We start from the raw sequence: 12,361 nt of genomic DNA, 5'->3' as shown, positions 1-12,361 counted from the left end.
TGTCAAGACACCGGTTTCGGCGGGCTAGCGGCGCAGCTGGGCTTCCAGCTTCTCGATCACAGCCGAGAGCTGGGCGAACGTCGTCTCGGTCCAGTCGGGACCGCAGCGGGGCGTCGGCGCGGAGACCGACATCGCGGCCACGATCTGACCGGCGTGATTCCGGATGGTGGTGGCGACGCAGCGGCAGCCGATGACGTACTCCTGGTCGTCGGTGGCGTAGCCGACCCTGCGGATCTGCTCGACCTCGGCGAGCAGTTCGGGAATGCCCGCGACCGTGTGGTCGGTGAACCGCCGCAGCGTGACGCCCGCGAGCCGGTCGCCCAGCTCGTCGTCGGCGAGACCGGCGAGCAGCGCCTTGCCGATCCCCGTGGCGTAGGCGGGCAGGCGCACGCCCACGGCGGACACGAGCTTCATGGGCTGCGGCGACTCGGCGATCGCGATGTAGACGTTCTCCAGCCCGTCGAGCTGGGCCAGCTGCACGGTCTCGCCGGTGTCCTGCGCGAGCTGTTCCATGAGCGGCAGTGCGAGGCCCGCGATGTCGCGATGCCCGTGGTAGCCCTGGCCGACGGTCCACGCCTTCAGCCCGAGCCCGTACGTGCGCGAGGCCGGGTCGTACTCGGCGAAGCCGCGGTGCACGAGCGTCGCCATGAGCCCGTGCACGCTAGAGAGCGGGAACCGCAGCAGCTCGGCGACGTCGGTCAGCCGCCTGCGGCCCGTGGCCAGCAGCTCGAGGATCGCGAGCGCGCGGTCGGCCGACTTCACCACGGACTGGCCCGCGCCCGCCTTGTCGGTGGCGGCCCCGGAGATCGCGTCGGACATCGAAATCGGTCGTCTCCCGTCGGTCTTCGCACCATCGAACATAGTTCAGGGATGTGAAGAAAGTCGAACGGGACCCGGTCGTGGGTCCCGCGCGCGGATGAACTCACCCGGCTCGTCACCGGCGGCGCCCCTAGCGTCCGGCCGTCCCCTTTTCCGAACCCACAGGAGGAAGATCATGACCAACTCCCGTTCGCTGCGCAGGGCTCTCGTCGTCGGCGCCTTCGCCGGACTGAGCCTCGCGGGCACCGCGGGCCCGGCACTGGCCGCCGACGCACCGGCGGCCGACCAGCCCGCCGTGGCCGAGGCCAGGACCGACCAGATCGGCGGCCTCCTCGGTGGCGCAAACGGTGCCGGTCAGCTCGGCGGCCTCACCAACGGCCTGCCGATCACCCCCGACGCCCTGCTCGGCATCGTCCAGGGCCTCGGCCTCGGCGCCCTGCCGATCTGATCCACCAGACCCGCGAGTCGCCCGTTCAGGACCGCGAGTCGTGCACACAGGACCGCGAGTTGTGCGTTCGCCGTGACGGGAACGCACAACTCGCGGTCGGGAACGCACAACTCGCGGGCTGGAGCGGGCGACTCGCGGTCGGGAACGCACGACTCGCGCGTCGGCGGCGTCAGTCGGCCTGGCGCCACGCCTTCGAAAGGGCCACCTTGCCGCCGGTCTGCAGCAGGGAACCCGCGTAGAGCCTGCTGGCGAGCAGCACGATCAGCGTCACGGAGCCCGCGAGCAACCCCATCGACAGCAGGGCCTCCCAGACCTCGGCGTCCTGGGAGAACATCCGCACCGGCATCGCGATCGCCGACGAGAACGGCACGTAGGACAGCACGTTCATCACGGTGGCGTTGTCGGAGAAGAACATCACCGCGAAGTACGGGCCGAGCGCCAGGATCATCACCAGGCTCATGCTCGAACCGAGGTCCTCCTGCCTGCTCACCAGCGAGCCCGCGACCGCCCACATCGCGGCCAGCAACACGAACCCGAGCACCAGGAACGGCACGAACCAGCCGAGCGCGGGCGCGACGACGCGCAGCAGCTCGGTCTGCCCGCCGGCCGACAGCGCGATCGGCGCCGCCACCGCCAGCACGACGACCTGCCCGAGCGTCAGGAGCGTGTGCCCGACGATCTTGCCCGTCAGCAGCGCCCGCACCGGCACCGTCGAGACGAGGATCTCCACGATCCGCGTCTGCTTCTCCGTCACCGTACTCTGGGCGATCGCCGCGCCGCCCATCGCGAAGATGAGGAACATCAGCGAGAACACCATGATCACGAGCTGCCGCTCGCCCTGGCTGACGTCGGCGGCGTCGAGGAGGTCCACCGGCGGTGACGTGCCCAGCTGGGCCATGACGTCGGTCGGCGGGTCGGACAGCGCGAGCACCCGCACCCCGGTGGGCGACTCGCCGGTGGTGTCGGCCATGACCGCGGCATCCACCTCCTCCTCGCGGAGGAGGTCCTCGGCGGCCGCGCGGTCGGCGACCTCCCGCACGTCCAGCTCCGCGTTCGCGAGCGCGCGGGTCACCTCGGGACCGACCGCCGCGACGCTGGGCTGCCCTCCCCCGAACACCGAGGGCAGAATGGCGCTCGCGAACAGGCCGACCACGATCACCGCGAGGCCGATCCAGAAACCCTTCGACCGCAGGAAGGTCTTGACCTCCCGCTCGGCGACGAGCCGCGTCGCCGCCAGGAACGACGTGCCCTGGGCCTCGGTGTCGTCGACCTCCGCCGAACGCGGCTCGATGGTCGCGGTCATCAGATCGCCTCCTTGAAGATCTCGTCCAGCGACGGGACGACGGGGGTGAAGCCACGGACCTCGCCGCGTTCCAGTGCGGCGCGCAGGACACGCTGGTCGACCCGTTCGCCGTCGGCGGTGTGCTCGGCCAGTTCGAAGACGGCCTTCGGGCCGTCCAGGCTGATGAGGCGGATGCCGGGGACGTCGCGCAGCCAGCCCGCGTCGGAGTCGACCACCAGCTCCCAGCGCTTGGTCCCGTACCGCTCGCGCAGTTCCTCCCGGCCGCCGCTCGCGGCGATCCGGCCGCCGGAGATGATCACGAGGTCGTCGCACAGCCGCTCGACGAGCGCGAGCTGGTGGCTGGAGAACAGCACCGGCACGCCGTCGGCGGCGCGCTCGCGCAGCACCCGCAGCACGGTGTCGACGGCGATCGGGTCGAGCCCGGAGAACGGCTCGTCGAGGATCAGCAACGCCGGGTCGTGCACGAGCGCGGCGGCGACCTGGGCGCGCTGCTGGTTGCCCAGCGAGAGCTCCTCGAGGTTGTCGTTGGCGCGCTGCGCGAGGTCGAGCTGTTCCAGCAGGCGCTCCGTATTGCGGTTGGCCTTGGCCTGGCTGAGCCCGTGCAGCCTGCCGAACCAGGAGATCTGCTCCCCGACCTTCATCTTCGGGTACAGCCCGCGCTCCTCCGGCATGTAGCCGAAGCGCTGCCGCAGCGGCTGGGTCACCGGCTTGCCGTGCCACGTCACGGTGCCGCCCTGCGCGGCGAGCACGCCGAGGATGATCCGCATCGTGGTGGTCTTGCCGGAGCCGTTGGCGCCGAGGAACCCGGTCATCCGCCCAGGGCGCACGTCGAACGACACGTCGTCGAGCACGCGGTGGTCGCCGAAGCTCCTGCTGATCGTCGTCACCGTCAACATGCCGAGGAGCCTACGGAGAGGTGTAGGCCTTTCGCGTCCGGCGCGAGGCCGACCCCGTCATCCGCCCGGCGGGTGACCTCCGTTGGGGTGGTGGCGGGAGACGGGTGGGCGCAGGCAAGGTGGCCTTCACTGCGGACGTGCCCAGCGGGTGGCCTATGCACCGCCGGGGGCCACGATCCCGTTCTCGTAGGCGTAGACGACGGCGTGGGTGCGGTCGCGCAGCTCGAGCTTGGCGAGCACACGTGACACGTGCGTCTTCACGGTCGCCTCGCCCAGGTACAGCTCGGCGGCGATCTCGGCGTTGCTGGCGCCTCGGGCGAGCAGCACCAGCACCTCGTACTCCCGATCGGTCAGCTCGGCGGGGCGGTGCGCGGGCGCGGGTGCCGCCGGGGCGGAGAACCGGGCGATCACGCGGCGCGTGACCTCGGGCGAGAGGAGCGCGTCGCCCCTGGCGACGATGCGCACCGACTCCACGAGGTCCTCCGGCGACGCATTCTTCAGCAGGAACCCGCTCGCACCCGCCCGCAGCGCCTCGAAGAGGTAGTCCTCGCGGTCGAACGTCGTGAGGATCACGACCTTCACCGGCGACTCCCCGGCCCCCGAGCCGAGGATGCGGCGTGTGGCCTCCAGGCCGTCGACACCGGGCATCTGCACGTCCATGAGCACCACGTCGGGGCGAAGCTCCTCGGCCAGCGTCACGGCCTTGAGCCCGTCACCCGCCTCGCCGACCACCTCGATGCCGTCCTCCGCCCCGAGGATGACCCGGAAGCCGGCCCGCACGAGGTCCTGGTCGTCGGCGAGCACCACCCGCAGCGGACGGTCGGCGCCGTCCCTGTTGCCCTCGGTCACGATGCCGATCGCTCCTCACTGTCCTCAGTAGACTGCACCGGCCCCGTCGGCAGGGTGGCCCGCACCCGGTAGCCTCCGCCTTCGCGGCGACCCGCCTCCAGGTGCCCGCCGTGCACGGCCACCCGCTCCCGCATACCCAGCAGCCCGAACCCACCGGACACCGCGCCCTGCCCCGCGCGGCCGACGCCGTCGTCGGACACCTCCACCTCCAGCGTGCTCTCCAGGTACCGCACGCGGACGTCGGCCTTGCGGGCGCTCGCGTGCTTGACGACGTTGGTGAGCGCCTCCTGCACCACCCGGTACGCCGACAGCGCGACCCCGTCGGGCACCGGCCTCGCCTCGCCGTAGACGCCGTGGGTGACCTGGAGCCCGGCCGACTCCGCGGTCGACACCAGCTCGGCCAGCTGGTCGAGACCGGGCGACGCGGCGTGTGCGTCGGGCTCGGCGCTCTCCTGGCCGTTCTCCGGCTCGGAGCGCAGCACGCCCAGCAGCCCGCGCAGCTCACCGATGGCGGTGCGGGCGGTCTCCTCCACGGTCCGCAGCGCCTCGCGGGCCAGCGCGGGGTCCTTGTCGAGCACGCGCCGCGCGGCTCCGGCCTGGATGCCCATCACGGAAACGTGGTGGGCGACCACGTCATGCAGGTCCCTGGCGATCCGCACGCGCTCGGCGACGATCGCGTTACGGGTGTTCTGCTGCTGCGACAGCCGCAGCTGCTCGGCCCGTTCCTCCAGCTCGTCCCGCCTGCGCGCGGACAGCCAGGCGAGGTTGCCGAAGAAGTAGGCGGAGAGGAAGAACATCAGGTTGAAGCCGATGTTGTAGAGCACCGAGGCGAGCATCGGGTCAAGGGGGCCGGCGGCGGCGGAGAAGTCGTAGTCGGGCTGCGCGATCGACTCCACGAGCCCGATGCCGAGCCACCCGAACATCGCGACGATCACGCCGATGCGCGACCAGCGTGCCGCCGTGCGGTTGGGTTCCCACGCGCCCGTGCTGTAGATCGCGAGGAACAGCGCGACCGAGGCCATGAGGCTGTCGCCGGTCTGGCGCACCTGCGCGGCGATGAACAGCGTGCCCACCACGATCAGCACGGCCGACGGGTACCGGCGCCGGGCGACGAGCGGCAGCGACAGCGCCGCGCCCCAGACCAGCTGCTCGCCCAGCGACGGCGGGGCGCCGAACACCAGCATGCCCATGCTGTTGACGAGCACGGTCATGAGGCACGACCCGGCCAGCACGGCGAGCGTGACGAGGACATCGGAACGCTGTATGGCGGGCTCCGGCCGGGGCCGTCGCCACCGGTTCCAGCCCGGTTCCCGCGCCCCCGCCTCGCCCTCGTCCACCCTGCCCATGCCCGCCAAGGTAACGCACCCAAGCGGGGTGGCGTGAGTGGAGCTTCCACTGTGGACGCGGCCACCGGAATCCGCGCCCCGACCAGCCCGGAAGGCGGTTCAGCGGCTATCGTTCCCAGTGTGCGCGAGCAAGAGCCGGTGAACCTCATCGCGGTGGCGAAGGCCGCAGGCGTGTCGAAGACGACGGCATCGGACGCGCTGCGCAACTCCGGCCGGGTGTCGGAGAAGACCCGCGAGCACGTGGTCGCCGTCGCCAACCGGCTCGGCTACTCGCCGAACCCCGTCGCCCGCTCGCTGCGCATGGCGAGCACGGGCACGATCGGTCTGCACCTGCCGGAGGTGCTGACCCGCTCCGAGTACTACATGTCGTTCGTCTTCGGCGTGGTCGACCAGGCCGCGCGGATGGACTACGACGTCACGCTGCTCACCGCGCAGCACGTGCCCTCCCGCCGGTTCCACCGCGTCGACGGCGTCGTGCTCGGCGACCCCCTGGAGACCGACACCGTGGTGCGCGGGCTGCTCGACTCGTCGGTGCCCGTGGTCACGTGTGAGCGGTTCACCGGCGACGCAGAGCCCGCCGGGGTGGTGCTCTCCGACCACGCCGCGATGCTCGACGAGCTGCTCGACCACCTCCACGCGCAGGGTGCGCGCGACATCGCGTTGCTCGCGTCGAGCACGGTCACCGACTGGGGTCGCACCCTGCAACGGGCCTACCTGGCGTGGTGCGAGCGGCACCGCCTGCGCGCGCGGCTGCGCGAGATGGCGTTCGGCTCGCCCACCGCCGTGATGCAGGAGAACGTGCGCGCGCTGCTCAACGCCGAGGAGGCCGTGGACGCGCTGGTGTGCGCGCCCGACGGCGCGGCGTCGGCGGTGTTGCCCGTGCTCCGCGCGGCGGGCAGGAGCATCGGTGACGACCTGCTGCTGGCGTCCTGTGTGGACAGTGCGGCGCTCAACCACACCGACCCACCGATCACGGCGATCGACCTGCGCCCGCGCGAGGCGGGGGCGGCGTGCGCGCGGCTGCTGTTCGACATCCTCTCCGGCGAGGCGCCGCGCGGCACGGTACGCGCCCAGCCCATCGGCCTCAACGAACGACGGTCAACCCGGCGGAGCAGGTGAGCCACGCCCCCTCACTCACCCGGCACGGACCACCACGGTGGACATGCAGCCGCCGGTCGGCGACGTCGATGCTGATGGTCGCCAGGCTCTCCCAGCGCTGGTGCGGGGGCAGCGTCTGTTCGGCGTGCGCGCACACCGGCGCGCCGTCCTCGCGGTGAGAGCACAGGGCGTGCGCGCGTTCGGTGACGTCGCCCGCCCCCAGTGCGGCGGCGCGCTCGCGCAGCCACGTGCCGCGTTCGAACGTGCTCGACACGTCCGCCGTCGTGCGCTCGCCCTTCGCCAGTTCCGGGTCGAGGAAGTGGTTGGCGTGCGTGAGGAAGCCGTCCTCGGGGTGGACTTCCGCGACGCCTGCCGGTGACAGTTCGAGGCAGCGCGCGTCATCGTGCGTGACGACGGTGAGCACCGTCGATGCCGAGAGCCGGGCCGAGCGCGCGAGGCGCACGGCGTCCTCCACGGTCGTCGCCTCGTCGAGTACCCGCCGGGCCACCACGTGCACCGGCACGCCGATGTCGGCGCTGTCGGACCGGTGCCGCAGCACGTTGAAGTGCACCCCGAGCCCCGCGTCGTTGACGCCGATCTTGCCGACCACGCCGTACTCGGTGAACGTCGCGACCCGGCGCCCCGGCGAGGGTTCGAGCGTCCACGCGAGCATCGCGTCGCGCAGCACGTCGTGCCAGTCCCACGTCTGCACCGTGCGCGGCGGGGTGCCGTCGCCGGGCAGCACCACCGACGTGGAGCACTCGCCCTCACCGGTGACGGCCGCGGCGGCGAGGATCTCGGTGCGGGCGTTGAGCGCGCCGATCTTCCACGCCGAAAGACCGCTGCCCTCGGCGATGCCCGCGATCTCCTCGGCCAGGTACGGCGCCCAGCCGCCGATCTCGGCGAGCGCCGCGCGGCCGTGGTCACGGACGTGGTGCGGGTGCAGGCCGTGCGCGGCGAACAGGCTCGCGTACCCGGCGAAGGTCTCGTGGATCCCGTCTCGGCACGCCTCGCCGAGTGCCCGGCCGCGTGCGCGGGCGCCGGTCTCGCTGCTGACGTGGTGGGGAACCAGCGGCGTGCTCATCGGACGCTCGACAGGACGGCGTCCCACGCGACCTCGGAGGCCAGCGCGCCGAATCCGGTGGCGTTGACGCCCTTCAGCTCCACCTCGTCGGTGGTCAGCGCGAAGAGCGTGTCGCCGTCGAGCTCGGTGTGGAACGGGTGGATGGCCCGGTGCATCGAGCTGTGCACCTGGGTGGCGAACTGCTTGAGCGCGACGTCGGTGAGCTTGGCGTTGGTCACCACCACGGTCAGTGTGGTGTTGCCCGACGCGGTGCGGGCCTCGCCGGTGCCCTCCGCCGCGGCGGCGTAGTCGAACGCGGGCACGTGGCGTTCGCCGGTCTCGGCGTGGTAGTTGCCGCGCACCACGGTGCCGTCGCGGTCGACGACCACGCCGACCGCGTTGACCACGGTCGCGACGAGCACCTTCGCCTCGCCGTACCGCCCGAACGCCGCGCCCTGGCCCGCGAACTCGGCACGGGAGAAATCGATCTTGCCGACGGAGGCGGAGCGCCCCGCGCCGCAGCGGCCGACCGGGAACTCGCCCTCGACGGCGTTGTTCAGTGCCGCCCTGCCCAGTGCGGTGTCGGGCGCGATCGCCGTGTCGCGCGTGGAGAAGTCATAGATCACGGCACCGGAGACGTGCTGGAGTGCCGCCCAGTGCGTGCGGTTCTCCGCGCGGTGCAACAGCTCCGTGCTCACGCCCGCCGCGGCCTCCAGCCCGTACACCGAGCCGCCCGCGAGCACGATCGCGTGGTGGAAGTCGTACCCGCCGGACATGCCCACGGCGCCGCCGCGCGCGTCGACCGCGGTGCGCGCGCCCTGGGGCACGTGGATCACCGTGCAGCCCGTGGGCCCCTCGGCGTACTCGGCGGTGCCGACGAACACGCCGGGCAGATCGAAGCTCACCACCGAGCTGCCCGGGCTCGGCCGCGGCGTCAGCGGCACGTCGTCGTTGGTCACCGCGCCCGCCGCGTACGCCGACGGCTTCGCCAGCCGGTTCGCGACACCGTTGGTCGTGGTCACAGAGCCTCCACTAGCTGTCTCGAGTATTCGTGTTCCGGGGTGCCGAAGAAGACCGCCGACGGCGCGGTCTCCACCACCTCGCCGTGGCGCATCACCGCGACCCGGTCGGCGACATAGCGGACGGCGCCGATGTCGTGGCTGATGAACAACGCGGCGAAGGAGAACTCCGCGCGCAGGTCCTTGACGAGGTTGAGGATCTGGGCCTGCACCGACACGTCCAGCGCGCTCACCGCCTCGTCGAAGACGACGAACGGCGGCCGGGTCACCAGTGCCCGCGCGATCGACACGCGCTGGCGCTGTCCTCCGGAGAGCTGGTGCGGGTAGCGCTGCGCGAACGACGCGTCGAGGCCCACCTGGCCCAGGGTCGCCAGCACGCGCTCGGTGACCTCGTCCTTCGTGGTGCCGCCGAGCACCACCAGCGGCTCGGCCACGCAGTGCCCGACGCGCATGCGCGGGTTGAGTGACCACTGTGGATGTTGCAGCACCGCCTGCATCCGGCCCGCGAGTGCCTTGCGCCGTTTGGGAAACGGCTTGCCCTCGAACAGCGCCGAACCCGAGGTGGGTCTGCGCAGCCCGAGCGCCACCGTGCTCGTGGTGGTCTTGCCGGAGCCCGATTCGCCCACGAGGCCGAGGATCTCGCCCTCGGCGAGGGTCAGCGACACGCCCTTCATCGCGTACACCTTCGTGCGCGCCCACGGCGGGCCGCCGGTGAACGTGACGCCCACGTCGTCGAGTTCCAGGATCATCGGCCCGCACCCACCGTTTCCTCCGCCAGATGGCACAGTACGTCGCGCTGCTCCACCGACACCAGCGGTGGCCTGCTCGCGGCGCAGGCGTCGTCGGCGTCCGGGCAGCGCGGCGCGAACGCGCAGCCCTCCGAGGGGCCGTCGAGCACGGGCGGCTGGCCGGGGATCGGCACGAGCCGCTCGCCCTCGGCGAGCTCGCCGGGCACCGCCCGCACCAGCGCGGCGGTATAGGGGTGCCGGGGTGCGGCGAGCACCTCGCCCGCCGACCCCGACTCCACCACCCGGCCGCCGTACATCACCACGACCCTGGAGCAGCGCTTCGCCACTGCGGGCAGGTCGTGGCTGAGCCACAGGATCGTGGTCCCGGACTCGGCCGCGAGCGAGAAGATGACCCCCAGCACCTCCTCGCGGATCTGGCTGTCCAGCGCGGCCGTGGGCTCGTCGGCGATCAGGATCTCCGGCTTGCCCGCCATCGCCAGCGCGATGGCGACGCGCTGCGCCATGCCGCCGGAGAGCTGGTGCGGGTAGGACCTCGCCACGCGCTCGGGGTCCCTGAGCCGCACACGTTCGAGGTGGGGCAGCACGTCGGCCTTGGTGCCCCGCCCCCGCAGCGCGAGCTCCACCTGCTTGCCGACACGCATGGTGGGGTCGAGCGAGCCGATGGGCTCCTGGAAGACGTACCCGAGCCGTTCCCGCCGCAGCGCCCGCAACTGTGTGGGGCGCAGGGAGTTCACATCGTCGCCGTCCACGCGCACGGCACCGCTCACGACTTTCGCCGCACCGGGCAGCAGGCCGCCGATCGCCGAGCCGAGCGTGGACTTGCCCGAGCCGGACTCGCCGACGACGCCGACGGTCTCACCCGCCTCGACGGTGAGGGCGGCGCCGTCGAGCGCGCGCACCGTGCGCCCGCCGGAGGCGTAGTCGACGACGAGGTCGTCGATCTGCAGAAGGGGTGTCATACCAGCGACCGAGCCTCCCTCGGTTCGAGACCGTCGCGCAGACCGTCGCCGAACACGTTGATGGCCAGGACCGCCACGATGAGCACGATCCCGGGAACGATGACCAGCCACGGCGCCGTGAGCAGGTACGTGCTGCCCTGCTGGATCAGCGCGCCCAGCGACGACTGCGGGGGCTGCACGCCGAAGCCGAGGAAGCTGAGCCCGCCCTCGACGAGGATGCCCACCGAGAGCGCGTAGGTGCCCTGCACGGCGATGGTGCCGGAGAGGTTGGGCAGCAGGTGCCGCACGAGGATGCGCGGCCAGCCCGCGCCGCTGATCACGGCGGAGGTCACGTAGTCGCGCTCCGACACCGTCACCGCCGCCGCGCGCACGACCCGTGTCATCAGCGGGATGGTGATGAGGACGATGCTGCACATCGTGGCGGTCTGCCCCGGCCCGACCACGGCGGCGACGAGGATCGCCAGCACGATCGTCGGGAACGAGTACAGCACCTCCACCAGGCGCAGCACCACCTCGCCGAGCCATCCGCCGTAGTACCCGGCCGCCACGCCGAGCAGCGTCGCCAGCACGGCCGTCACGAGTACGGCGACGGTCGACAGCAGCAGCGTGGTGCCGATGCCCTCGAACAGCCTCGGCAGCATCGAGCGGCCGAGCTCGTCCGTCCCGAGCAGGAACTCACCGCCCGGCGGGGCGAGGCGCGGCCCCACCATCGCGTCGGGGTCCCCGCCGATGCCGAACACCGTGCCCACGACCGTGACGAGCACCAGCACGGCCAGGCACACCAGGCCCGAGCGGGTCAGCCAGTCGGCCTTGCGCCACCCGGTCATCGCTTCCGCCCCTTCGCCGCCGAGCCGAACCGAGGGTCGAGCACGCCTGCCGCGGCGTCGGTCAGCATGTTCATCACGATGAACACCACGGCCGCCAGCAGCACGCCCGCCTGCACCACCGCGTAGTCGCGCCTGCCGACCGCCTGCACGATGTAGGTGCCGACGCCGGGCAGGTTGAACAGGTACTCGATGATCACCGCACCGCCGAGCAGGTAGGCGGTGACCGTGGTGAGCACCGTGACGACGGGGATCGACGCGTTGCGCAGCACGTGCCGCACGACGATGGACCCGGGACTCTCGCCGCGCGCGATCGCCGCCGTGATGTAGGGCTCCACCAGCACGTTCAGCACCGCGTCCCGCGTGGTCCGCGCGGTCACGGCGACCACGAACACCGACAGCACCGCGGCGGGCAGCAGCATCGACCGGAGGTTTCCGCCGGGGTCCTCGCCGAACGGCACGTAGCCGCCGACGGTGAGCCCCAGCGCGTAACGCGAGAACAGGAACACCACGATGCTGCCGAGCACGAACTCGGGCACGCTCACCCCGAGCCCGCTCGCCAGCCTGCCCAGCGCGGCCCCGCCGCGGCGCCCGCCCGCGCGCACCGCGGTCAAGACGCCGAGCGGAACGCCGATCAGGATCGCCGCGACGACACCGAAGAGGGTCAGCTGCGCGGTCACCGGCAGCCGCAGCCCGAACTCGGTCGTGACGGGCTCCCCGCTGATCATCGAGATCCCGAAGTCACCGGTCAGCGCCGTGGTGAGCCACAGCCAGTACTGGACGACGATGCTCTCGTCGAGCCCGTACTTCGCCGCCACCTCGGCCTTCTGCTCCGGCGTGGCGAACGGGCCGAGCACCACCTCGGCGAACCCGCCCGGCATGAGCCGGGAGGCGGCGAAGATCAGGATCGAGACGAGGAACAGAGTGACGACCGCACTCAGCGCCCGGCGCAGCCACCACGTGAACAGTCGCACAGCCCTTGCCCTCC

13 protein-coding genes are annotated in these 12,361 nt (G+C 72.0%); 2 read left to right on the top strand and 11 right to left on the bottom strand.

Going from position 1 to position 12,361, the window contains the following annotated elements; translation table 11 throughout:
• Positions 1 to 24: 24 nt before the first annotated feature.
• Positions 25 to 819 (bottom strand): IclR family transcriptional regulator, encoded by a 795-nt coding sequence (locus BA062_RS27970; RefSeq protein ID WP_110341851.1) that lies wholly within the window; start codon positions 817 to 819, stop codon positions 25 to 27.
• A 175-nt stretch (positions 820 to 994) separates the two neighbouring features.
• Here BA062_RS27970 and BA062_RS27965 point away from each other — a divergent pair, with 175 nt between their 5' ends.
• Positions 995 to 1,267, top strand: coding sequence for a hypothetical protein (locus tag BA062_RS27965; RefSeq protein ID WP_110341849.1), 273 nt, complete (start codon positions 995 to 997; stop codon positions 1,265 to 1,267).
• A gap of 169 nt (positions 1,268 to 1,436) precedes the next feature.
• Here the strand turns inward: BA062_RS27965 and BA062_RS27960 are convergent, their stop codons facing one another.
• From BA062_RS27960 to BA062_RS27945, 4 genes are all read right to left on the bottom strand, one after another.
• Positions 1,437 to 2,570: an ABC transporter permease gene (locus BA062_RS27960; protein ID WP_110341847.1), complete on the bottom strand. Its 1,134-nt coding sequence runs from the start codon at positions 2,568 to 2,570 to the stop codon at positions 1,437 to 1,439.
• Complete coding sequence (locus BA062_RS27955; protein ID WP_110341845.1) at positions 2,570 to 3,466, bottom strand: ABC transporter ATP-binding protein; 897 nt, start codon at positions 3,464 to 3,466, stop codon at positions 2,570 to 2,572. Before BA062_RS27955 ends, BA062_RS27960 begins: the two co-directional genes overlap by 1 nt.
• A 153-nt stretch (positions 3,467 to 3,619) precedes the next feature.
• Positions 3,620 to 4,315, bottom strand: coding sequence for a response regulator (locus BA062_RS27950; RefSeq protein WP_245960041.1), 696 nt, complete (start codon positions 4,313 to 4,315; stop codon positions 3,620 to 3,622).
• Positions 4,312 to 5,661: a sensor histidine kinase gene (locus BA062_RS27945; protein WP_110341841.1), complete on the bottom strand. Its 1,350-nt coding sequence runs from the start codon at positions 5,659 to 5,661 to the stop codon at positions 4,312 to 4,314. Before BA062_RS27945 ends, BA062_RS27950 begins: the two co-directional genes overlap by 4 nt.
• A 120-nt stretch (positions 5,662 to 5,781) precedes the next feature.
• On the opposite strand from BA062_RS27945, the gene BA062_RS27940 reads away from it, so the two are divergent.
• Positions 5,782 to 6,780 (top strand): LacI family DNA-binding transcriptional regulator, encoded by a 999-nt coding sequence (locus BA062_RS27940; RefSeq protein WP_110341839.1) that lies wholly within the window; start codon positions 5,782 to 5,784, stop codon positions 6,778 to 6,780.
• On the opposite strand, the gene BA062_RS27935 is transcribed toward BA062_RS27940, so the two are convergent.
• The 6 genes from BA062_RS27935 to BA062_RS27910 are packed head-to-tail and all read right to left on the bottom strand — an operon-like array spanning position 6,746 to position 12,347.
• The gene (locus BA062_RS27935) at positions 6,746 to 7,843 is read right to left on the bottom strand and encodes a C45 family autoproteolytic acyltransferase/hydrolase (RefSeq protein WP_110341837.1); all 1,098 of its coding nucleotides are present in this window, start codon (positions 7,841 to 7,843) and stop codon (positions 6,746 to 6,748) included. The two genes, BA062_RS27940 and BA062_RS27935, sit on opposite strands and share 35 nt — an antisense overlap.
• Positions 7,840 to 8,844 (bottom strand): P1 family peptidase, encoded by a 1,005-nt coding sequence (locus BA062_RS27930; RefSeq protein ID WP_110341835.1) that lies wholly within the window; start codon positions 8,842 to 8,844, stop codon positions 7,840 to 7,842. The genes BA062_RS27935 and BA062_RS27930 overlap by 4 nt, the downstream gene beginning before the upstream one ends.
• Complete coding sequence (locus tag BA062_RS27925; protein WP_110341833.1) at positions 8,841 to 9,590, bottom strand: ABC transporter ATP-binding protein; 750 nt, start codon at positions 9,588 to 9,590, stop codon at positions 8,841 to 8,843. The genes BA062_RS27930 and BA062_RS27925 overlap by 4 nt, the downstream gene beginning before the upstream one ends.
• A complete protein-coding gene (locus BA062_RS27920; RefSeq protein ID WP_110341831.1) occupies positions 9,587 to 10,549 on the bottom strand; it encodes an ABC transporter ATP-binding protein in 963 nt (320 codons plus the stop codon). The genes BA062_RS27925 and BA062_RS27920 overlap by 4 nt, the downstream gene beginning before the upstream one ends.
• Positions 10,546 to 11,376: an ABC transporter permease gene (locus BA062_RS27915; RefSeq protein ID WP_110341829.1), complete on the bottom strand. Its 831-nt coding sequence runs from the start codon at positions 11,374 to 11,376 to the stop codon at positions 10,546 to 10,548. The genes BA062_RS27920 and BA062_RS27915 overlap by 4 nt, the downstream gene beginning before the upstream one ends.
• Complete coding sequence (locus BA062_RS27910) at positions 11,373 to 12,347, bottom strand: ABC transporter permease (protein WP_110341827.1); 975 nt, start codon at positions 12,345 to 12,347, stop codon at positions 11,373 to 11,375. Before BA062_RS27910 ends, BA062_RS27915 begins: the two co-directional genes overlap by 4 nt.
• Positions 12,348 to 12,361: the final 14 nt, after the last annotated feature.

The organism is Prauserella flavalba (genome assembly GCF_003202235.1).
In the GTDB taxonomy this organism is placed as follows: domain Bacteria; phylum Actinomycetota; class Actinomycetes; order Mycobacteriales; family Pseudonocardiaceae; genus Prauserella_A; species Prauserella_A flavalba.
This window is presented reverse-complemented; position numbering and strand designations above follow the sequence as displayed.